General features: G+C 71.4%; 20 protein-coding genes. 8 read left to right on the forward strand and 12 right to left on the reverse strand.

What is annotated here, in order from left to right; all coding sequences use genetic code 11:
* The first annotated feature begins 70 nt into the window (after positions 1 to 70).
* A complete protein-coding gene (locus FH610_RS24445) occupies positions 71 to 973 on the forward strand; it encodes a LysR substrate-binding domain-containing protein (protein ID WP_139577106.1) in 903 nt (300 codons plus the stop codon).
* 4 nt (positions 974 to 977) lie between these two features.
* Here FH610_RS24445 and FH610_RS24450 read toward each other — a convergent pair whose 3' ends face one another.
* Positions 978 to 1,631: an HAD family hydrolase gene (locus FH610_RS24450; RefSeq protein ID WP_139577107.1), complete on the reverse strand. Its 654-nt coding sequence runs from the start codon at positions 1,629 to 1,631 to the stop codon at positions 978 to 980.
* A 203-nt stretch (positions 1,632 to 1,834) separates the two neighbouring features.
* On the opposite strand from FH610_RS24450, the gene FH610_RS24455 reads away from it, so the two are divergent.
* Positions 1,835 to 2,626, forward strand: a complete 792-nt coding sequence (locus FH610_RS24455; protein WP_139577108.1) for a class II aldolase/adducin family protein — start codon at positions 1,835 to 1,837, stop codon at positions 2,624 to 2,626.
* 69 nt (positions 2,627 to 2,695) lie between these two features.
* On the opposite strand, the gene FH610_RS24460 is transcribed toward FH610_RS24455, so the two are convergent.
* From FH610_RS24460 to FH610_RS24480, 5 genes are read right to left on the reverse strand one after another with little or no spacing between them, the layout of a single operon-like run.
* Positions 2,696 to 4,102, reverse strand: a complete 1,407-nt coding sequence (locus tag FH610_RS24460) for a cellulose binding domain-containing protein (RefSeq protein ID WP_139577109.1) — start codon at positions 4,100 to 4,102, stop codon at positions 2,696 to 2,698.
* A gap of 35 nt (positions 4,103 to 4,137) precedes the next feature.
* Complete coding sequence (locus FH610_RS24465) at positions 4,138 to 5,409, reverse strand: beta-N-acetylhexosaminidase (RefSeq protein WP_139577110.1); 1,272 nt, start codon at positions 5,407 to 5,409, stop codon at positions 4,138 to 4,140.
* 5 nt (positions 5,410 to 5,414) lie between these two features.
* Positions 5,415 to 6,233: a carbohydrate ABC transporter permease gene (locus FH610_RS24470; RefSeq protein WP_205826013.1), complete on the reverse strand. Its 819-nt coding sequence runs from the start codon at positions 6,231 to 6,233 to the stop codon at positions 5,415 to 5,417.
* Complete coding sequence (locus FH610_RS24475) at positions 6,230 to 7,177, reverse strand: carbohydrate ABC transporter permease (protein ID WP_139577111.1); 948 nt, start codon at positions 7,175 to 7,177, stop codon at positions 6,230 to 6,232. Before FH610_RS24475 ends, FH610_RS24470 begins: the two co-directional genes overlap by 4 nt.
* Position 7,178: 1 nt before the next feature.
* The gene (locus FH610_RS24480; RefSeq protein WP_139577112.1) at positions 7,179 to 8,438 is read right to left on the reverse strand and encodes a sugar ABC transporter substrate-binding protein; all 1,260 of its coding nucleotides are present in this window, start codon (positions 8,436 to 8,438) and stop codon (positions 7,179 to 7,181) included.
* A 140-nt stretch (positions 8,439 to 8,578) separates the two neighbouring features.
* Between FH610_RS24480 and FH610_RS24485 the strand changes: the two genes are divergently transcribed.
* Entirely contained in the window at positions 8,579 to 9,307 is a 729-nt protein-coding gene (locus tag FH610_RS24485; RefSeq protein WP_139577113.1) for a GntR family transcriptional regulator, read from the forward strand.
* Positions 9,308 to 9,390: 83 nt separating this feature from the next.
* Positions 9,391 to 9,915 carry a DinB family protein gene (locus tag FH610_RS24490; protein WP_139577114.1) on the forward strand — a complete coding sequence of 175 codons (525 nt, stop codon included), beginning with the start codon at positions 9,391 to 9,393 and terminating at the stop codon, positions 9,913 to 9,915.
* 70 nt (positions 9,916 to 9,985) lie between these two features.
* Here the strand turns inward: FH610_RS24490 and FH610_RS24495 are convergent, their stop codons facing one another.
* From FH610_RS24495 to FH610_RS24510, 4 genes are all read right to left on the reverse strand, one after another.
* Complete coding sequence (locus FH610_RS24495) at positions 9,986 to 10,843, reverse strand: endo alpha-1,4 polygalactosaminidase (RefSeq protein ID WP_205826014.1); 858 nt, start codon at positions 10,841 to 10,843, stop codon at positions 9,986 to 9,988.
* 188 nt (positions 10,844 to 11,031) lie between these two features.
* The gene (locus FH610_RS24500; RefSeq protein WP_139577115.1) at positions 11,032 to 12,342 is read right to left on the reverse strand and encodes an ABC transporter substrate-binding protein; all 1,311 of its coding nucleotides are present in this window, start codon (positions 12,340 to 12,342) and stop codon (positions 11,032 to 11,034) included.
* Between the two features lie 17 nt (positions 12,343 to 12,359).
* Positions 12,360 to 13,277 (reverse strand): carbohydrate ABC transporter permease, encoded by a 918-nt coding sequence (locus FH610_RS24505; protein ID WP_205826015.1) that lies wholly within the window; start codon positions 13,275 to 13,277, stop codon positions 12,360 to 12,362.
* Positions 13,278 to 13,291: 14 nt separating this feature from the next.
* Positions 13,292 to 14,215: a carbohydrate ABC transporter permease gene (locus FH610_RS24510; RefSeq protein ID WP_139577117.1), complete on the reverse strand. Its 924-nt coding sequence runs from the start codon at positions 14,213 to 14,215 to the stop codon at positions 13,292 to 13,294.
* A gap of 194 nt (positions 14,216 to 14,409) precedes the next feature.
* Here FH610_RS24510 and FH610_RS24515 point away from each other — a divergent pair, with 194 nt between their 5' ends.
* Positions 14,410 to 15,336, forward strand: coding sequence for a carbohydrate kinase family protein (locus FH610_RS24515; RefSeq protein ID WP_139577118.1), 927 nt, complete (start codon positions 14,410 to 14,412; stop codon positions 15,334 to 15,336).
* Positions 15,333 to 16,637 carry an alpha-glucosidase/alpha-galactosidase gene (gene melA, locus FH610_RS24520; RefSeq protein WP_139577119.1) on the forward strand — a complete coding sequence of 435 codons (1,305 nt, stop codon included), beginning with the start codon at positions 15,333 to 15,335 and terminating at the stop codon, positions 16,635 to 16,637. Before FH610_RS24515 ends, melA begins: the two co-directional genes overlap by 4 nt.
* Before the next feature lie 11 nt (positions 16,638 to 16,648).
* Here melA and FH610_RS24525 read toward each other — a convergent pair whose 3' ends face one another.
* Both FH610_RS24525 and FH610_RS24530 read right to left on the reverse strand, forming a co-directional pair.
* Positions 16,649 to 17,440: a DeoR/GlpR family DNA-binding transcription regulator gene (locus tag FH610_RS24525; RefSeq protein WP_139577120.1), complete on the reverse strand. Its 792-nt coding sequence runs from the start codon at positions 17,438 to 17,440 to the stop codon at positions 16,649 to 16,651.
* The gene (locus tag FH610_RS24530) at positions 17,437 to 18,750 is read right to left on the reverse strand and encodes a family 4 glycosyl hydrolase (protein WP_139577121.1); all 1,314 of its coding nucleotides are present in this window, start codon (positions 18,748 to 18,750) and stop codon (positions 17,437 to 17,439) included. Before FH610_RS24530 ends, FH610_RS24525 begins: the two co-directional genes overlap by 4 nt.
* 225 nt (positions 18,751 to 18,975) lie before the next feature.
* Between FH610_RS24530 and FH610_RS24535 the strand changes: the two genes are divergently transcribed.
* Both FH610_RS24535 and FH610_RS24540 read left to right on the forward strand, forming a co-directional pair.
* Positions 18,976 to 19,869, forward strand: coding sequence for an SIS domain-containing protein (locus FH610_RS24535; protein ID WP_139577122.1), 894 nt, complete (start codon positions 18,976 to 18,978; stop codon positions 19,867 to 19,869).
* Positions 19,866 to 20,804, forward strand: a complete 939-nt coding sequence (locus FH610_RS24540; RefSeq protein ID WP_240809163.1) for a 1-phosphofructokinase family hexose kinase — start codon at positions 19,866 to 19,868, stop codon at positions 20,802 to 20,804. The genes FH610_RS24535 and FH610_RS24540 overlap by 4 nt, the downstream gene beginning before the upstream one ends.
* Position 20,805 lies beyond the last annotated feature (1 nt).

Consider the following 20,805-nt stretch of genomic DNA (forward strand, 5'->3'; position numbering starts at 1 on the left):
CGACCACTCTCCCCGGAGCGAGCCCCGCGCGGCCAACACACGTTCCCTGCAGCGGTTACAGTCAGAGCCTGTGACCCCCGAGCTGCGTCATCTGCGGTATTTCGTCGCCGTGGCCGAGCATCTGAGCTTCACCGTCGCCGCACGGGAGCTGCACCTCGCCCAGCAGTCGCTGTCGCAGCAGATCGCGGCGCTCGAACACGCCCTCGGCGCACGGCTGTTCGACCGCGACACCCGGGGCACGCGTCTGACCGAGGTCGGCCGCGTGTTCCTGCCCGAGGCACGGGCCGTCCTGACTCGCGCGGACGCGGCCCTGGAGACCGCCAGAAAGGCGGTGCGCGGTGAGATCGGCCGGCTTCGGGTGGCCTTCCTCGTCTCCACCGCGAACTACATGATGCCGCCGGTCGTCCGCGCGTTCCGGGAGCGGTATCCGGACGTCGAGCTGCTCGCCGAGGCCGTCGGCATCGCCGGCCTCGTGGCGGGCCTGCGCGAGGACCGGTACGACGCGGCGTTCACCCGGCCGCCGCTGGTCGACGACCTGGTGACCGCGACGCTGGTCGCCGAGCCCGTCTGTGCGGTCCTGCCGGCGGGCCACCCGCTCGCCGGGCGGGCCGGGCTGCGGCTCGCCGATCTGGCCGGCGAACCCTGGGTGCTCACCCCGCGCGGCTCGTGGGAGCCGTGGCACCGGAAGTACGACGAGGACTTCCGCGCGGCGGGCTTCGAGCCGCAGGTGGTGCAGCGGGCAGACGGCGTGCCGAGCCTGCTCGGCCTGGTCGCCGCCGGAGTCGGCGTCACCCGGCTCGCCCGGTCCGCGCACAGCCTCCGGCGCACCGGGGTCGTCTTCGTGCCGCTCGCCGGTGAACGCGCCGAGACCGTCATGGCCTGGCACCCCGCGCGCGACCGGCAGGCCGTACGGAACCTGCTCGACGTGGCGGCGGAACTGGCCGTCTCGATCGACCTCACCGAGGCCGGTTGAGCGATCAGTCGCCGTTGTGCTTGCGGATCAGGGCGGGCAGCTCGGCCAGCGAGTCGACGTGGAACAGGCACGCCCGGGCCGCCGGCTCGTCGCGGAGGATGTGGCCCCAGGGACCCCGCCGGACAAGGGCGGTGCGCACCCCGGCCTTCTGCGCGGGACGGATGTCGTTGTCGAGGCGGTCGCCCACGTAGAGGACGGACTCCGCCGGGCAGCCGGCCTCCGCCACCAGGCGATCGAAGAAGGACGCGTCCGGCTTCTCCACGCCCCAGCCGTCGGAGGTGCCGATCACGTCCACGGGCAGGTCCAGGGCGCGCAGGATGGTCTCGGCGCGGGCGGTCTGGTTGCCGGCGAGGCCGACGCGCAGCCCCATCTCCCGCAGCTCGGCCAGGCAGGGCCGGGCGTCGGGGTAGAGGTTCTCCTCGCCGAACGTCTCGGGCCTGCCTTCCCGGGCCCGGCGCTCTCGCTCCTTGTGGAGGTCGAAACCCGGCCGGAAGTGCTGGAAGGTGTCCCGGTAGTCGCCGCCGCGCGCGATCACGGCGCCGAACACGGCGGAGAAGGTGTGCCGCGGGACGCCCAGCCAGTCGGCCCAGGTGCCGTACTCGCGGGTCTCGTCCACCAGGGTCTCTCCGACGTCGAAGAAGACCGCCTCCAGCCGCATCGGTACCTCCCGTCTCTCGCGCTGCATGCACCTTACGCGGTTTCGGGCGGCCTCCACTGCCCTGTTGGACCCGGCCTCTACTGCCCCAGGGGACAGGGCCGAACCACCGAGGAAACCGAAGAGGATTCGGTTTTCGGCATGGACACGAGAGGGGTGCCGGAGACAGGCTGGACGGGTACGCCTCATGAGCTTTGGGAGCCGCGATGAGCCTGTCCGACCTGCAGCCCGTGCCCGCCGACCAGCTCGCCTTCCGGCTGCCGCCGACGTTCGACACCGTGGAGGAGGAGCGGCGCCACCGCAAGGAGCGGCTGGCGGCGGCGCTGCGCCTGTTCGGGAGGTTCGGCTTCGAGGAGGGGGTGGCCGGCCACATCACGGCCCGGGATCCGGAGCACACCGATCACTTCTGGGTGAACCCGTTCGGCATGTCGTTCAAGCAGATCAAGGTCAGCGACCTGATCCTGGTCAACCACGAGGGCCAGGTGGTGGAGGGCCGCTACCACGTCAACCAGGCGGCGTTCGCCATCCACTCGATGGTCCACCAGGCCAGGCCCGACGTGGTCGCGGCCGCCCACTCCCACTCGGTGTACGGCAAGGCCCTGTCGGCGCTGGGCACGCTGCTCGAACCGCTGACGCAGGACGCGTGCGCGTTCTACGAGGACCACGCCCTGTTCGACGACTACACCGGGGTGGTCGTGGAGACCGAGGAGGGCCGCCGCATCGCGCAGGCGCTGGGCTCGCACAAGGCCGTGATCCTGCGCAACCACGGGCTGCTGACCGTGGGCGACAGCGTGGAGGCGGCGGCCTGGTGGTTCATGACGATGGAGCGCAGCTGCCAGGCGCAGCTCGCGGCCAAGGCCGCCGGGCCGACGGTGCCCATCTCGCACGATAACGCCAAGCTCACCCACGGCCAGATCGGCAACGACGTCGTCGGCTGGATCAACTTCCAGCCCCTGCTGGACCAGATCCTCGCCTCCGACCCCGACCTGCTGGACTGAGCCCTTCCGGACCGGGCACGGGGCCCGGGCCCGGCCGCCGCCGGGGCCCGGGCCGGACCGGCTGCGGAGCTACGGCATCGGCACCGTGTCCTTCCACGTGGTGCCCGCGCTCCGGAACGCGTTCACCCTGGAGGCGATCTCGGCCGGAGCCACGACCTCGTTCTTGCTGAAGTAGAACCAGTCGACCTGCTGGGTGTAGGCGCGCGGAGTGGCGCTGCCCAGCAGCCCGCCGCTGATGAACCAGAGGTTGAAGTTCACCGACTGCGGGGTCTCGGGGTAGTAGTCGCCGCCGTGCTCGGCGAACAGCGTGCCGTCGATGTAGTAACGGACCGTGCCTCCGGAGACCTGCAGCACGAGGTCGTGCCAGCCGGCGTAGCTCGCCGTCCGCTCGGTGTGCGTGTTGACCGCGAGCCAGGGCTCGTTGCGGTAGGTCTCCCAGGTGGTCGTGTACATGATCGGGCCCTGCGCGCCCCAGCCGCCGTTCGGCAGATACTCGAAATCCTGCTCGCTGTAGTCCGGGTCGAGGTCGTACGCCAGGGGCGTGATGGTGAAGAACGTCTCCACGATGTTGTCGCCGTCCGGACCGCTGTCGGGGGCGTCGGCGAACTTCACCCGCGCGGCGTACGTGCCCTCGAAGAACTTGCGCTGGTGCAGGAACTCGGCCTGCGAGGTGCCCCCGGCGGTGCCGTCGGTGGCCGCCCGCAGTTGCAGGGCCCTGTTGCTCCCGCTGACGACGGGGAAGCCGACGTTGGACGCCGGCCAGCTCGCCCCGGGGACGCCGGGGCCGCCGCTGTTGGTCCGCACGGTCCAGTTGTGCGCGGTGATCTGCGGGTCGGACGAGGAGGCGTAGGCGAAGTCGTCGAAGACGACCCCGCTGCCGCCGCCAGGCCCGCCCGGCGAAGGCGAGGTGGAGGGCGACGGGGACGGCGAGGGATCGGTCCCGCCCGCGGGCGGGACGCCCCAGACCAGCGTGCCGCCCTGGTAGACCGCGACCTTGTCCCAGTCGCCGTACGTCGTCCGCGTGGGGCCGAAGGAGTAGTCGTCGCTCTGCCGGATCGTCTGCCAGTCGGACCGGTAGAAGCGCAGTTGCATGTCGCCGGTCGAGGCGCCGGCCGCCAGGCTGCCGGAGGTGAAGCCGACCTCCAGGTAGCGGTCGGCCGCAGCCGTGCCCGAGACCGTCTGGAAGGTGCCGGTGACGGCCGAGCAGGAGACGACCGCCCACGAGCAGGCGAACCGGTACTGCTGCGCCGGCGAGTCGGCTGTGAAGTAGTAGCGGATCTTCACGGTGTTCAGCGGCACCGCCGTGGTCCCGCTGTTGACGAGGTCGAACCACGGCTCCACCTGGTCGGCGGTGGCGCCGGTGGCGCTGGTCTTGTATCGCAGGCGCAGCGACTGGGCCGCCTGCGCGGGCAGAGCCACCGCGAGCGCGGCCAGCAGGACGGCCACGAGGCCGCCCCATAAGAGCTTTCGTGACACCGCAGTCTTCCTTTCGTGGGGGGTGGGTCGCGGAGTCAGGGGATGACCGGCCCCGGCCGGACGCCCAGGGACTCCAGGTGAGGGGTGAGCCTGTGGAGGAACTCGCGGTAGTCCCCCGCCGTGCCCCACGCCACCTCGGCGAAGGCGCACAGCCGGGGGAAGGCCATCGCCTCGACGTGCTCGGGCGTGGGCATGTACTCGGTCCAGAGCTGGCACTGCACGCCGAGGATCCGGCCGGTGGCGCCGTCCGGGGCCGGAGGCGGCGTGAACCCGTAGACGTCGGCGAGGGAGAGCATCCGGCCGTGCGGCCCCGGGGCGTCGGCGGGATAGTCGAAGTAGGTGCTGGTGTGCGGGGCCAGCACGACGTCGAACCCCTCGATCGCCGCACGCGGGCCGCTCTCGTGGTCGAGCCACGTCATCGCCGTCACGCCGGGAGCGCCTCCGGGCCCGTCGTACCAGTGGATCGGGCGCCGGCCGCGGGAGGTCACGTGGGCGCCGACGGTGGCGGTGAACCACGCCCGGGCCGCGTCCGGGCCCGTCAGTCCGAGCCGGGCGATCCGCCGCAGCGCCGCCTCGCTGTGCTCCCACTCGTCCGGCGGGCACTCGTCGCCGCCGAGGTGGACGTACTCGCCGGGGAACAGGTCCATGACCTCGTCGAGCACGTCCCGGCAGAAGCCGACGGCGGTCTCCTCCAGGTTGAACACGTGCGGGCTGATGCCCCACGAGTCCCGCACCGGCAGCCGGCGCGACGGCTGGTTGCCGAGCCAGGGATAGGCGGCGATGGCCGCCTGGGCGTGCCCCGGCATCTCGATCTCCGGCACGATCGCGACGAACCGGTCGGCGGCGTAGGACACGATCTCCCGGATGTCCTCCTGCGTGTAGTGCTCCCCGCTGACCTCGGTGAGCCGGGGGTAGCGCTTGATCTGCAGCCGCCAGCCCTGGTCGTCGGTCAGGTGCAGGTGCAGCCGGTTGAGCCGGTGGACCGCGAGCAGGTCGATCAGCCGCAGCACGAAGTCCTTCGGCATGAAGTGCCGCGCGACGTCGAGCATCACCCCGCGCCAGGAGTGCGCGGGCCGGTCGGTGATCCGGCACAGCGGCGCCTCGGGGCCGAGCGCCGTCAGGGTGCGCAGGCCGTAGAAGCGCCCGGCGGGTCCGCCGGCGGCGAGTTCGGCGCCGGCGGGGGTGACGTCGATCCGATACCCCTCCTCCCCGAGCCGGGGATCGTCGGGCGCGTGCCGTACGAGGCCGTCGTGGAGCGTGACGGTTCCCCCGAGCACGGCCACCTCGCGGGGCCGCGGAATCATCATGTGGGTCATCCCTTCACCGCGCCCGCGATCATCCCGGAGGACACGCGGCGCTGGAGCACGAGGAAGACGAGCAGGACGGGGAGCATGAACAACGTGGCGGCGGCCATGGTGGCGCCCCAGTCGGTGCCGAAGACGTTGCTGAACCCGGACAGCCAGATCGGCAGCGTACGGTCGCCCTGATCCTTGATCATGAGGGCGTTGGCGAAGGCGAACTCGTTCCAGGCCGTGATGAAGCCGAACAGCGACGTGGACATCAGGCCCGGCGCGAGCAGCGGCAGCACCACCCGGCGGAACGCCTCCGTCCGGCCGCACCCGTCCATCAGCGCGGCCTCCTCCAGCTCGGGCGGGACCGCCGCGATGAAGCCGCGCAGCGTCACGATCGTGAACGGCAGCGTCGTGACGAAGTACACGAGCGTCAGCGTCGGCAGCCGGTCGAGCATGTCCGCGTCGCGGGCGATGATGTAGACGGGCACGAGCAGCGCCGACCAGGGGGCGGTCTGGGCGACGAAGACCATCAGGACGAACCCGCGCCGCCCGGACCAGCGCAGCCGGGCCACCGCGAATGCGGCCGGCAGCGCCACGACCAGTGCGAGCAGCACCGCGCTGACGGTGACGGCGAGGCTGTTGCGCCAGAACGTCCAGAACCCCGCGGCCCTCACGGCCGTGGCGAAGTGGTCGAGGGTCGGCCGTGCGGGCCAGAACGCCGGGGTCTCGGTGAGGATGTCCACCGTCGGCTTGAACGCGGTGATCACCATCCAGTAGACGGGGAACACCGACACCGCCAGCACGCCCAACGCGGCCAGATTCAGCGCGACCCTCTTCACGCTCCCTCCTCCCGGAACATGCGGCGCAGATGGACGACCAGCACCGCGAGCAGCATCAGCACGGTGAGCGTGGAGACGGCCGACCCCAGGTCGTACCGGTGCAGCGACTGCGCGATCTGAAACGCGTAGACCGGCAGCGTGGCCGTGGCGCCTCCGGGGCCGCCCTTGCTGATCGCCCAGATCTGCGCGAAGCAGGTGAAGACCCAGATCACCTCCAGCGACGTGATCAGGCCGAACAGCGGGCGCAGGATGGGGAACGTGACCCGGCCGAAGACCTGCCAGGGTCCGGCGCCATCGATCCTGGCCGCCTCGTACAACTCGCCGGGGATGGTCGTGAGCCCCGCGTAGAGGGTGAGCACCGCGAACGGCACCGACTGCCAGACGACAAGCGCGACCAGGATCGCGAACGTCGCCCCACCGTCGGCGAACCACGTGTAGTCGCGGAAGGAGTCGAAGCCGAGGCGGACCAGCAGCCAGTTGACCACGCCCAGGCGTGACTGGAAGAGCCACTGGAAGATCGTGGTCGCGGCGAGCACCGGCGTGGCCCAGGTGAGCACCATCCCGCTCATGACCGCCAGCCGCATCCGCCGCCCGAGGCGCGGCAGCATCAGCGCGACGGCCGTGGCGATCACCATGATCACCACGACGTTGGCGGCGGTCCACAGGAAGGTCCGCCGCACGACCGCCCAGAACTCCGGGCCGCCGAGGGCCTCGGCGTAGTTGGCGAGCCCGGCGAAGTCCGCTCCGCCCCTGATCAGCTCGCCCAGCCGGAAGTGCTGGAAGGAGATCACGATGCTGCGGGCCAGCGGATAGACGAGCAGGCACGCGAAGCCGGCCACCGCCGGGCCCACCAGCAGGTAGGGCCACAGCGCGCCTTTTCTGCGGGGTCTCGCCTCGATCACGAGAGCAGGACGGGCCGCCGTACGGGCGAGGGTGCGCGCCATGTCAGGACTTGGTGTTGAGGATCGTGGTGATCACGTCGGAGGCCGCCTTCGCCTCGGTGGCCGCGTCGCCGCCGGTGAGCACCTTGGTCATGTACTCCTTGATGACGTTCCTGGCCTCCACGGCCGCCCAGTTGGGCGAGTTGGGCGTGGCGTGCCCGACCACGGCCCCCGCCGCCATCGCCGCGGTGGCCTCGTCGCCGCTCAGCACCCCGGCGTACGCGGTGCGGTTGGGCACGTAGCTCATCTCCTTGGCCATGTCGAGCTGGAACTTCTCCCCGGCCAGGGCCTTGACCACCTCGTACGCCTCGTCGGGGTGGGCGGACGCCTCGGGGACGATCAGGTCGGACCCTCCGGTGAAGACGGCGCCCGGTTTGTCCGCCGTCTTGCCGGGGATCGGGAAGAAGCCGAGCTTGCCCTTGAGGTCGGGGTTGGCCTTCTCGATCGCGACCGCGCCGCCGGGAGCGGAGATGATCTGCGCGACGTCGCCCTTGCCGAACACGTCGGCCTGCGGCGGCCTGGCCTCGTCGGAGTCCTTGGGCCCCTTGCCGAGCGCCTGGAGGCGCTGGTAGAACGCCATCCCGGCGAGCGCCTGCGGCGTGTCGAGCACGCCCTTCCAGCGGTCGCCCTCCTTGACGGCGAGGTCGCCGCCCTCGTCCCAGACGAGCCCGGCGAACGTGTACCAGTTCTGGCCGGGCAGGTAGATGCCCTGCACGCCGCCCTTGTTCAGCTTCGTGGTGACGTCGATCCACTCGTCGCGGGTCTTCGGCGGGGTCGTGACGCCGGCCTTGGCGAACAGGTCCTTGTTGTAGACCACCACCCGGTTGGCGGCGTACCAGGGAATGCCGTACTGCCTGCCGTCGATCTTCCCCGGCTCGGCCAGGCCGGACAGCCAGTCGGAGCCGCCCAGGTCGGCGACCTCGCCGGTGAGGTCCCTGACCCCGCCGCTCGCGGCGTACTCGGCGACCTGGGTGTTGCCGACCTCGATGACGTCGGGGGCGTCCTTGCTGGCGAGCGCGCTGGTGACCTTCTGCCCGATGCCGTCCCACTCCTGGATCTGGACGTTCAGGGTGATCCCGGGATGCGACCGCTGGAAGTCGTCCGTGAACCGCTTCACGATCGCGTCCGACAGGCTGTCGCGCATGAACCACACGGTCAGCGTGGTCGTGCCGGTCTTTCCGGATGTCCCGGGCTCGGACGCCGAACCGCAACCGGCGAGCGCGAGGCTGAACGCGGCCGCCGCGGCGAGGAGGCGTAACCTCATCGGTCCTCCCAGTGGTCAGTTATTGGTAAACCGTTGAGAGGAGAGTGGTCTTAACCAGTCGGGCTGTCAAGGGGCGAAATTTCGGATATTCCCAGGCACAATGCCGAGAGGAGTGGTCAGCTACTGGTAAGGTCGAGGACGTGCAGAGACTTCCAGCGGGTCTCAAGCGCGACCGGGTCAGAGACGTCCTGCTCGACCTGATCGCCGACAAGGAGCCCGGCACCGCCATCCCCTCGGAACGCGACCTGTCCCGGGAGCTCGGCGTCTCCCGCCCGACCCTCCGCGCGGCGATCGACGGGCTCGTACGGCAGGGCATGCTCGTGCGGGAGCACGGCCGGGGGACGTTCACCGGCCGCCGGAAGGTCACCCAACCCCTCGCGGCCGGTGACGACTCCTTCCACGCCCCCGCCGCCGAGGGAAACTGGCTCAGCCGCATCCTCGAGTTCGACTCGGCCCCGGCCACCGCCCGGCTCGCGCACCGCCTGCAGGTCTCCCCCGCCGACCCGGTCCTGCGCGTCGTACGGCTCCGCCTGGTGGACGACGAGCCGATGGCCATCGAGCGCATCCACCTGCCGCACCGCCTGGTCGAGTCCCTGAGGCCCGACGACATGGTGTCCGGCTCGTTCTACCGGTTCCTGCGCACGAGGTTCGGCATCGACGTCCGCCGCGCCACGCAGAGCATCGAGCCGACCGTCACCGACGAGACCGAGGCCGAACTGCTCGGCGTCCCCCAGCACGCCCCCGCCCTGCTCATCGAACGCACGGCCCGCGAGGCAGGCGGCCGGGTCGTCGAGTTCACCCGGTCCATCTACCGCGGCGACCGCTACCGCATCACCTCAGAGCTCCACTTCGACGACACCTCCGGCTGACCCGGCGCATCCGAGTGCGGGTTCGCTGAGAGCGTGGGCAGGGGCTCTTGCCGGGGGCTCGGCGCGCTCCGTACGGTCCGGACATGGCCACTCTTCCTTCGACCGAGCCGGCACTGGCGGTGGTGCGGGCCGCCACAGGCGACGAACGGCAGGTCCTGGAGGCGTTCCTCGACTTCCTCCGCGCGATGGTCGTCCGCAAGGCCCAGGGGCTGTCCGAGCAGGACGTGCGCCGGCGTCACGTGCCGTCGGCGACGACGCTGGCCGGACTGGTCGGGCACCTGACCGTGGTGGAGCGGAACTGGTTCGAGCGGGTGCTGGCCCAGGACCCGGCCATGGCGCCTCCTTCGGAGGAGGACGCCGGCAGGAGCTTCGCGGTCGGCGACGACGACACCATCGAAGCCCTGATCGCGGCCTACGAGCAGGCCTGCGCCCGGTCGCGGAGCATCGCCGCACGGTTCCCGCTCGATCACGAGGTGCCACACGAGCAGGTCGGCGCGATCTCGCTGCGCTGGATCTACGTCCACATGATCGAGGAGACCGCGCGGCACGCCGGGCACGCGGACATCCTCAGGGAGCTCACCGACGGCGCCACCGGATCCGTCGTCTGATCGCGCCTCGTCACGCACGCGACGCCGGGCCCCCGTGCGGGAACCCGGCGTCCTCACCGCGGGTGGGCGATCAGCGGCAGGCGACGCGGTAGGCGTCGAGGTCGAGGCGTTTCTTCAGGGAGTTGAAGTTCTGCGCGTTGGCCTTGGCGCAGAACTTCGAGGTGGCGAGGTTGTACTCCACGTTGAAGACGGCCTTGCCCGCCTTGACGAACTGGTCGAGGCCGTAGTCGCCGTTCTGCGCGGTGGTGCACTCGCTGAACTCCCAGCACTGCTCGTTCAGCGCCCAGTCGAAGTACGGCAGGAGCTGGGGGATCTGCTCGTTGTCGTTCTTCAGGCCGGCCGACAGCCCGCGGGCGTGGGCCTCGTTCGCGAGCCAGGCGTTGTAGCGGAGCTGGTCGTCCGCGGTGAGCGGGAACCCGGTCGTGTTGGTGTAGCCGTCGACGTTGTCGAACTCCACGGCGTCGAAGCCCTTGGACCTGCACATGTCGAGCCGCGCCCGCATGATCTGGCCGAGCGTGCCGCCGTACTGCCGGATGTCGAGCCAGCGCTCGCCCGCCCAGCCGTCGAGGGCCTTGCCGAGGACGGAGGCGGGGAAGGAGCCGGCGTCGGGCCGCCAGTCCTCGTAGGACCCGGCGCTGATGTAGCAGACGACCTTGCGGCCGGTCTTGGTGGCGTGCAGCCGCTGGACGGTCGCCGCCGTGGCGTTGAAGCCGTCGATGTCGTACATCGCGACGTCCAGGAACGGCTCCGCGGGCACCGAGCTGAGCTGCCACTGCCAGCTCGTGTTCAGCGCGGGATGCCAGCAGCTGGCGCACGAGACGGGTGCGGGCAGGGCCGCCGCGTCCGCGGCGGCCGGGGCGCCGAAGAGCGCGCCGAGGAACGCCGTGCAGGCGGCGAGCATCGCCGCCAGGTATCGGAGAATGCGCATGTTCTTCCTCCCAGTGAGATCGACGGGGCGCATGCGTGCTGTTCCGCACTCTCCACACCGCCTCGCCCCCGGGGGATGCTCTAGACGGTGTGGAGTGGCGTGGCCCAGGGAGGTCGGCAGGGCGCACGCCAGCACGGGGAAGGAAACCTCCTCTCTGCCCGGATGCTCCAGGTGCTCCGGGGGCGCGATCAGCCGCCGGAGAACAGGGCGTTGACCTTCTGGTTGGCCGCGGTCAGCGCGGTGCGCGCGTCCTTCTGGCCGAGCCAGACCTCCTCCATCGCGGTGGAGACGATCTGGTTGATCTCGTCGCCGTGGTCGCTCACCGGCAGCAGGAACGTCCCGCCGGGCGCCTCGGCCTCGTCGACGAACAGCCGCACGTCGCGGCCCGCCGCCTTGTGGGCCTTGAGCGCCCGCTCGACCGAGGAGGTGATGGCCGGGAAGACCACCGCGTTGTCGGCGACGATGTCCTGGCAGCCTGTGGAGCCGAGGAACCTCACCCACTTCCAGGCGGCGTCCTTGTGCTCGGTGCCCGCGTAGATGACGTCGGCGAGGCCGTTGAAGGCGGACTTGCGGCCCTGCGGCCCGGTCGGCAGCGGCGCGAAGGCGAACTTCTGCGACTTCGAGTCGAGGTAGGTCCTGATCATCCAGGAGCCGGTGATGCCGAGCGCGCCCTTGCCCGCGTTCAGCATCGTGTCCGGGCCCAGCGAGCTCGTCTTGTCGTACGGCGTGGCGTACCCCTTGTCGGCCAGACGCCTGAACCAGTCGGCGGTCTCGGCGAGCTTGGGGCTGTCGTAGAAGTAGCGGGTGCCGAACGGGTTCTTGTCGATGAACGTGAAGCCGTTGGAGACCGCCAGGTCGCCCCAGCCGTTCTGGCCCTGCGAGCCGTCGTTCAGCTCGGGCACGATGCCGTGCACGGCGACCTTGGTCTTGTCGAAGCCGGGCTCGTCGCCGCGCTTGCCGTTCGCGTCCACGGTCAGGTGGGCGATGGCCTTCTCGAAGGTGCCGCCGTCGGCGGGGTTCCACGTCAGGCCGGACATGTCCACGCCCGCCTTCTTCGCCATGTCGACGTTGTAGACGATGGCGATCGTGTCCCAGTCCTTGGGCAGGCCGTACCGCTTGCCGTCCTTCACCCAGAGGTCGGCCAGGCCGGGCCAGTACTGCCCCAGGTCGATCTTGTCGGCCGTCACCATCGGCTGGATGTCCAGGAGCTGGCCGTTCGCGACGAACTGGGGATAGTACGACGCCTGCATCGTGATCACGTCGGGGGCGCCGCCGGAGACCATCTGGGTGGTGAGGTTCTGCCAGTACTGGTCCCAGGCGCTCTGCGAGATCTTGATGGTGATGTCCGGGTTGGCCTTGTGGAACGCGTCGGCGCACTGCTGGTAGGCGCCCTGCTGGACGTCGTCCCACAACGCGTAGGTGAGCGTGACGCCGCCGGCGTCCGCCGGGCCGCCGCCCCCGCCGCAGGCCGCCGTCAGGAGCAGGGCGGTCACCGCCATGAATGCCTTCTTCAACGTCAACCCTTCATGCCGGAGAACTGGATGGAGTCCACGAGGCGGCGGCCGAAGAAGACCACCAGCAGCAGGACGGGGACGACCGACAGGGCGGAGCCCGCCATCAGGCCGGTCCAGTCGGGCGAGGTGTTGGGCGACTGCTTGAGGAAGATGCCGAGCGCGGCGGTGAGCACGCGGGTGTCCTCGCCCGGCGCCACGAGCAGCGGCCACAGGTAGTCGTTCCAGGTCCACACCGCGGTCGTCAGCGCCAGGGTGAACAGCGGCCCCTTGGTCATGGGCAGCACCACCCGCCAGAAGATCGTCCAAGGCCCGGCTCCGTCGATGAACGCCGCCTGCTCGACGTCGCGGGGGATGCCGAGGAAGAACTGGCGCAGGAAGAACACCGCGAACGGCGTCACGAGCAGGCTGGGGGCGACCAGGCCCTGGTAGGTGTTGAGCCACCCGAGCTGCTTCACCAGGGCGAAGTTGGGCAGCAGCGTGAAGATCGGGGGCACCATCAGCGCGGCGACGAACACGTTGAACAGGGCGTCCCTGCCGCGGAAGCGCAGCCGCGCGAACGCGTACCCGGCCATGGCGCAGAAGATCGTCTGCGCGCAGGTGATCAGGCCGGTGTAGACGACGGAGTTGCGCAGGTAGAGGAAGAAGCTGAGGTTCGCCCCCGACCCGCCGGCCGCGCGGGCCTCGTCCCGGCTCACCAGGCCGAGCACGCGCTCGAAGTTGATCAGCGTGGGGTGCCGGGGCAGCAGCCCGGCGTTGTCCGACGGCAGTTCCGGGCCGGGGGTGATCGCGGTCCGCAGCATCCACCACAGCGGGAAGAGCGAGATCCCGAGAGCGAGGATCAGGCAGATCCAGGCCGGCAGGCGGCGCAGCCGCCGGCGGCCCACACTCGCCGGTGCGCCCACACCAACCGGCGCGCTCATGCTCACCGGCGCGCTCATGCGAGGTCAGACCGGGAGGCGCGCAGGAGGCGCATCTGGACGAAGGTCAGCAGGCCGAGGATGAGCACCAGGCTCAGCGCCAGCGCCGAGGCGTATCCCATCTTGAAGTGGGTGAACGCCTCCTCGTAGATGTAGAAGTAGACGACGCGGGTGGCGTCCACCGGTCCCCCCTTCGTGGTCACCGCGACGGCGTCGAACAGCTGGAACGAGTCGATCAGCGAGACCACCAGGACGAACGCCAGGATGGGGCGGAGCAGCGGCAGGGTGATGCGGAAGAACTGGCGCACCTCGCCGGTGCCGTCGAGGGCCGCCGCCTCGTAGATCTGCCGCGGCACCAGCAGCATCCCGGCGTACAGCAGCAGCGTGGTGTATCCCGTGGCGCCCCAGGCGTTGATCGCCGCCACGCTCGGCATCGCCAGCCCGGGCGAGGTCAGGAAGCCCTGGTTGTCCAGGCCGAGGCTCACCAGCAGGTGGTTGAAGAAGCCGAGGTTGGCGTCGAGCAGCCACATCCACAGCAGTGCCGAGGTCACGTTGGGCACCAGCCAGGGCACGACCAGCAGCGAGCGGAGCACGAGCGACCGGGTGAGGCGGTGCATCAGGGCGGCCAGGCCGAGGCCCGCGACGATCTGCATCCCGACGGTGAGCACCACGTAGTAGGCGGTGACCTTCAGCGAGTTCCAGAACAGCGGGTCCCCGACGAGCTCGGCGTAGTTGTCCAGGCCGACGAACCCGGGCTCGGACAGCAGATTCCAGTCCGTCAGGGAGTACCAGGCTCCGCGTACGGCCGGATAGACGTAGAAGGCGGCGAACCCGATGAGCACGGGCGCCAGGAAGGCCAGCGCCACTCTGCCGTCCCCGCGTCTGCGGCGGGGCAGGGCGGCGCCGGCGGTCTCCGTTTTCGTGAGGGTCGCGGTCGTCATCGTCGCGGCATCTCCAGACCTCCTGAGACCACCGGGACGAGCCGGTGCGGGCGGGATGTTGGAGACCATAATGGTCGCTTTCGAAACCTTGTCAATACCTTCGAAGACGTCCCACTCACCACTCAAGGTGACCGTTTTCGGCCCATATCGAAAGACTTGACAAGTTATCGAAGGTGCTGGGACCGTTCCGGTCCATGGGGAGACCAGATTTCGACCTGCTCGTCGTCGGTGACGCGAACCCCGACGTGGTCGTCACGGGAGCGCCGCGCGTTCCGGAGTTCGGCCAGCGCGAGCGGCTCGTCGAGGCCGGCGCGCTGGTGCTCGGCGGATCGGGGGCGATCACGGCCTGCGGCGCGGCCCGGCTTGGCCTGCGCACCGCCTTCGCCGGCCGCGTGGGCGACGACGCCGCGGGCGCGTTCGTGCTCGACGCGCTCACCCGCAGCGGGGTGGACGTCGCCGCCTGCGTCGTGGACCCCGCCGCGCCTACGGCCCTCACCGTGGTGCTGGCCGACGGCGGTGACCGGGCCATCCTGACCGCACCCGGCTGCCTGGACCGGCTCGAACCGGGCGACGTGCCGGCGGACCTGCTGGAACGCGCCGCCCACGTCCACGTCTCGTCCTATTTCCTGCAGCCCCGGCTGGCCTCCGGCCTGCCCGCCCTGTTCCGTACGGCACGGGCCGCGGGGGCCACCACGTCCCTGGACACCAACGACGACCCGTCGGGCCGCTGGCAGGGGCTCGACGAGGTCCTGCCGCTGACCGGCGTCCTGCTGCCGAACGAGCGCGAGGCCCTCGCCATCGCCGGGCGCGCCGACGGCGACCTCGAAGGCGCCGTACGCGACCTCGCCGCCCGGGGCACCACGCCCGTGGTCAAGTGCGGCGGCGACGGCGCGCTGACGATCCACGAGGGCGAGCCGGTCCGCGTGCCGGCCGCCCCGGCCACCGTGGTCGACACGGTCGGAGCCGGCGACAGCTTCAACGCCGGCCTCCTCGCGGCCCGCCTGCGCGGGCTCCCGCTCCACCGCGCCCTGGAGGTCGCGGTGGCCTGCGGCACCCTCTCCACCCGAGCCGCGGGGGGCACAGCGGCGCAGCCGACCTGGGAGGAAGTAGTCACCCGATGAGAAACCCGAAGATCGCCTTCATCGGCGCGGGAAGCGTCGTCTTCACCCAGGGCCTGCTCGCGGACCTGCTGGCCTACCCCGAACTACGGGAGGCCAGGATCGCGCTGCACGACATCGACGCCGAGCGGCTGCGGGTCGCCGAGACCGTCGCGCACCGGATCGCGGCGGCCCGCGGCGCCCGACCGGCGGTCACCGCCGATCTCGACCGCCGGGCCGCCCTCGACGGCGCCGACTTCGTGATCAACATCATCCAGGTGGGCGGGCACGACGCGACCGTCACCGACTTCGAGATCCCCGCCCGGTATGGCCTGCGGCAGACGATCGCCGACACGATCGGCGTCGGCGGGATCTTCCGGGCGCTGCGCACCTTCCCGGTCCTCGACGCCCTCGCGGCCGACATGGCCGCCGTCTGCCCCGACGCCCTGCTGCTCAACTACACCAACCCGATGGCCATGAACGTCTGGTATCTCAGCGGCAAGGTGCGCAACGTCGTCGGCCTGTGCCACTCGGTGTACTGGACCATGCGGGGGCTGGCGGATCTCGTGGCCGTGCCGTACGAGGAGGTGGCGTACCTGGCCGCCGGGGTGAACCACCAGGCGTGGGTGCTGCGGTTCGAGCGGGACGGCGAGAACCTGTACGACCGGCTGGACGACGCCATCGCGCGCGACCCGGAGCTGCGCCGCCGGGTGCGGGTGGAGATGTACCGGCGCCTGGGCCACTACCCCACCGAGACCAGCGAGCATTCGGCCGAGTATCTGCCCTGGCTGCTGCGCCACGACGACGAGATCGACCGGCTGCGCATCCCGGTGGGCGAGTACGTGCGGATCAGCGAGGAGAACGTGCGCGAGTACAAGCGCACCCGCGACGCCGTACGGCACGGCGGGGACCTGCCCGTGGAGGGCACCGGCGAGTACGCCCCGCAGATCATCCACAGCGTCGTGACCGGCACCCCGCGCGTGGTCTACGGCAACGTCGTCAACGACGGGCTGATCGCCAACCTGCCGCCCGGGTGCGTGGTCGAGGTGCCGTGCGCGGTGGACGCGACCGGGGTGCTGCCCACCCGGGTCGGCGCCCTCCCGCCGCAGTGCGCCGCGGTCAACCGGGCGTACGTCAACGTCAACGAGCTGACCGTGCGGGCCGCGCGGGAGGGACGGCCGGAGCACGTGCGGCACGCCATGATGGTGGACCCGAACACGTCGGCGACGTTGTCGCTGGAGGAGATCTGGCGGCTGTGCGACGACCTGACCCGGGCGCACGGCGACCTGCTTCCCGAGGCGCTGCGCGCGACCCTCGCCGGCTGACGTCCGCCGCCTCAGGCCGCGATCTCCACCTTGAGGCCGCGATCGCGGAGCACGGCCACCGTCGCCGGATCGGCCGACTCTCCCGTGATGAGCAGGTCGATCTCCGACAGCGGGCAGATCGGCGCCATTCCGATCGCCCCGAGCTTGGAGGAGTCGGCGACCACGATGCGGCGGCCGGCCGCCCGCAGCATGCGCTGCTTCATCTCCGCGTCGGGCAGGTTCACGTTGGTGATCCCGACGTCCGGGTGGACGCCGCCGCAGCCGATGAAGACGGTGTCCACCCGGATGCCCTCGATGGCCTTGCCGCCGAGCGGATCCACCAGGGAGTGCTGCTGGCGGCGCAGGCTCCCCCCGGTCACGACGACGGCGAAGCGGGGCAGCGCGGGCTCCAGCTCCAGCGCCGTACGCAGGCCGTTGGTGAAGACGGTGACCTCGGTGAGGTCGGCCCGGGCGACGAGCTCCCTGGCCACGTAGGCCGTGGTGGTCCCCGCGCCCATCATCACGCTCTCCCCCGAGCCGACCAGCCGGGCCGCCGCCTTGGCGATCAGCGCCTTCTCCACGGCCGCCGTGCCGAGCGACAGCTCGAACGACGGCTCGGTGCGCCGCGGCGGGCCGGCCGCGACGGCCCCGCCGCGCACCCGGCGGATGCGTCCCTGCTCCTCCAGCGCGTCCAGGTCGGCGCGTACGGTGACGCTGGAGACGCCGAACGCCTCGGCGAGCTCGGCGACCCGGGCGAACTCCTGCTCCATGAGCATGCCGAGCATGCGCTCCCGCCGCACCTCCGTGGGCATGGAGTCGGTCATGGCCTGCTCCCGGCGAATCGGACGCCCTCCGGCAGCAGGTCGCCGTGCGCCTCGATCAGCTCGTCGCAGAGCGCCTCGATCGCGGGCAGGGGCAAGGTCGCGGCGGTGTTCGGGTCGAGCATCGCGGCGTGGTGGACGTGCCTGCGGTCGCCGTCGAGCACCGCGCGCACGGTCAACTCGACGACGTTGAGGAACGTGCGGTTGAGCGCCACGAGCTGGATGGGCAGCTCTCCCACCGGCCGGGGGTGGACTCCGTCGGCGTCGACCAGGGCGGGCACCTCCACGCAGCAGCCCTCGGGCAGGTTGCCGATCAGCCCGTGGTTGGGGACGTTGACGTAGACCTCCTTCTCCTGGCCGGTCAGCATGGCCAGGAGCGCGGCCGCCGCGGGCTCCTGGTGCTGCCAGCGCACCAGCAGCGAGCGGCCGGCCGACAGCGCCCGCCGCGTCTCCTCGTACAGGTGCAGGCTGTGGCCCACCCGCCGCAGGTACTCCTCGGGACGCACCCCGAGGCGCGCGGTCTCCTCGCTGTGCCGCATGAACCACGGGACGTACTCGGCGGCGTGCTCGCTCGACTCCGTCGGGAAGTAGCCGAACCGGCGGTAGAGCTCCACCCGCACGTGCCGCCGCAGCTCGGGATCGGCCTCGAGCACCTCGTCGAGGTCGGGATACAGGGAGCGGCCCTCGGCCTCGAACCGCAGCACGAACGACTGGTGGTTGAGGCCCGCGCTGAGGAACGTGACCTCGTCCAGCCCCCGGCCGACCAGATCGGCCAGGTACGCGTGCGTGTCGCAGACGGCGTGGCACACCCCGGCGAACCGCTTGAAACCGGTCGCCTCCTGCACCGCCCAGCCCGTCATCGCCATCGGGTCGCTGCAGCTCAGCAGCCAGGCGTCCGGGCACAGCTCGGCCATCTCGCGGCCCAGCTCGACGAAGACCGGAATCGTCCGCAGCCCGCGGAAGATGCCGCCGATGCCGATGGTGTCGCCGATCGTCTGGCGCAGGCCATACCTGTGCGGGATCTCGAAGTCGCGCAGGGTCGCCTCGAACCCGCCCACGTCGATGTGGCCGACGACGAAGTCGGCGCCGTCCAGCGCCCTGCGCCTGCTCGGGCAGGTGACGATCGCCGCCACCGACCCGGCTTCGGCGTCGAGCGCGCGGACCAGGGCCTCTGCCGTCGCGAGCTGCCCGGGGTTCTCGTCGTGCAGCACGATCTCCAGCTCGCCCCGCAGCGAGGGGGCGAGGAGAAGATCGGAGACCACCCTGCGCGTCAGCTCCACGTCCCCGACGCCGACGAAGACGATGCGCGCCATCCCACCTCCCGCCCGGTACGTGCGCGAAGACTACTTCACCCAATGCTCCCACGCACCCCATGAAAGGACGATGCGCGATCTTGCGCGTAACCCATTGATTCCGCGCACATCACCTCATCACCCGTCCCGGTCCGCTGGCGTTCGCGACGACCGTACGACGTCCTCCATTGCTCGAATCTGCTCGATAGTGCTACAAATCTTGCATCAATGAGCACTGGAGGGCCTGTGAGTCACACCGAGACCGAGATCGCGTCCCAGCCGGCCTGCTGGAGCCGCGCCGCCGGCCTGGCCTCCTCCGGCGCCCTGCCGGCGAAGGGCGAACGGGTGGCGGTGGTCGGCTGCGGCACCTCGTGGTTCATGGCCCAGGCCTACGCCGCGCTCCGCGAGGGCGCGGGGCACGGCGAGACCGACGCCTTCCCCGCGTCCGAGGCCCCGATCGGCCGCCGTTACGACCGGGTGCTGGCGCTCACCAGGTCGGGCACCACGACCGAGGTGCTCGACCTGCTCCGCCGCATCCGCGAGCAGGGCGGGGAACGGGCCCGGACGGCCGCGGTCACCGCCGATCCGCACACGCCGGTCATGTCCCTCGCCGACGAGGTCGTCGTCCTCGACTTCGCCGACGAGCGGTCGGTCGTGCAGACGCGGTTCGCCACCGCGCAGCTCGCCATGCTGCGGGCGCACCTCGGCGAGGACCTCACCGGGGCGATCGCCGACGCGGAGCGCGCGCTCGCCGAACCGCTGTCCCCCGGCCTCGTGGCCGCCGAACAGTTCTCCTTCCTCGGCACCGGCTGGACGTACGGCCTGGCGCGGGAGGCGGCGCTGAAGATGCGGGAGGCCTCGCAGTCGTGGACGGAGGCCTACCTCGCCATGGAGTATCGCCACGGCCCGATCAGCATCGCCGCGCCCGGCCGCGTCACGTGGGCGTTCGGCCCGGTGCCGCGCGGGCTGCGGGGCGAGGTGGAGGCCACCGGCGCCACGTTCGTGGAGGGCGGCCTCGACCCCATGGCCGAGCTCATCCTGGTGCAACGGCTCGCGGTCGCCAGGGCGCACGCCCGCGGTCTCGACCCCGACGCGCCGGCGCACCTCACCCGATCGGTCATCCTCCGCGAATCGCCGTGACCGGCGTGATCCTCACCGTCACGGTGAACGCGGCGCTCGACGTCACCTACGGCGTCGACGACGTCGACTGGAACGGCGTCAACCGCGTGCGCGGCGTGCACCGCAGGGCGGGCGGCAAGGGCGTCAACGTGGCCCGCGTCCTCACCGCCCTCGGCCACGAGGTCCTCGCCGTCGGCCTGGCCGGCGGCCCGACCGGCGACGCCGTGCTCGCCGACCTGTCCGCGGCCGGCGTCCCCGCCGCGTTCACCCCCATCGCGGGAGAGACCCGCACCACCCTCGCCGTCCGCGCGGCCGGGAGGACCACGCTGTTCAACGAGCCGGGGCCGGTGGTCACCCCGGAGGAGCTGGCGCGCTTCGTCGACGCGTACGAGCGGGCCCTCGGCGGGGCGTCCGCCGTGGTGATCTCCGGCAGCCTCCCGCGCGGACTGCCCGCCGACCTCTACGCCACGCTGGCCGCCGTCGCCGCCCGGCACGACGTCCCGGCCGTCGTGGACGCCGACGGCGCTCCCCTGCGCCACGCCCCCGCCGGCCGGCCCGCCGTGCTCAAACCCAACGCCGAGGAGCTCGCCCGCGCGCTGCGTCCGGACGCCGGGGAGGTGCTGGACATCGCCACCGGAGCCCGCCTCCTGAGGGACGAGGGCGCCGGCTCGGTCGTGGTCTCGCTGGGGTCGGACGGCGTGCTCGCCGCGACCCCGGAGGGGACCTGGCGGGCCCGCATGCCCTACCGGGTGGAGGGCAATCCGACCGGCGCCGGAGACGCGCTGGTGGCGGGACTCGCGCTCGGCCTGGTGGAGGGCACGCCGTGGCCGGAACGGCTCCGCCGTGCCGCCGCCCTCGGCGCCGCCGCCGTCGCCACCCCCGTCGCGGGCGACGTCGATCCCGGCGTCTACCGGCGCGTCCACCCCGACATCACCGTCGAACCCCACCACCCCTGAC

Origin of the sequence: Microbispora catharanthi (assembly GCF_006334915.2) — a bacterium.
GTDB lineage: Bacteria > Actinomycetota > Actinomycetes > Streptosporangiales > Streptosporangiaceae > Microbispora > Microbispora catharanthi.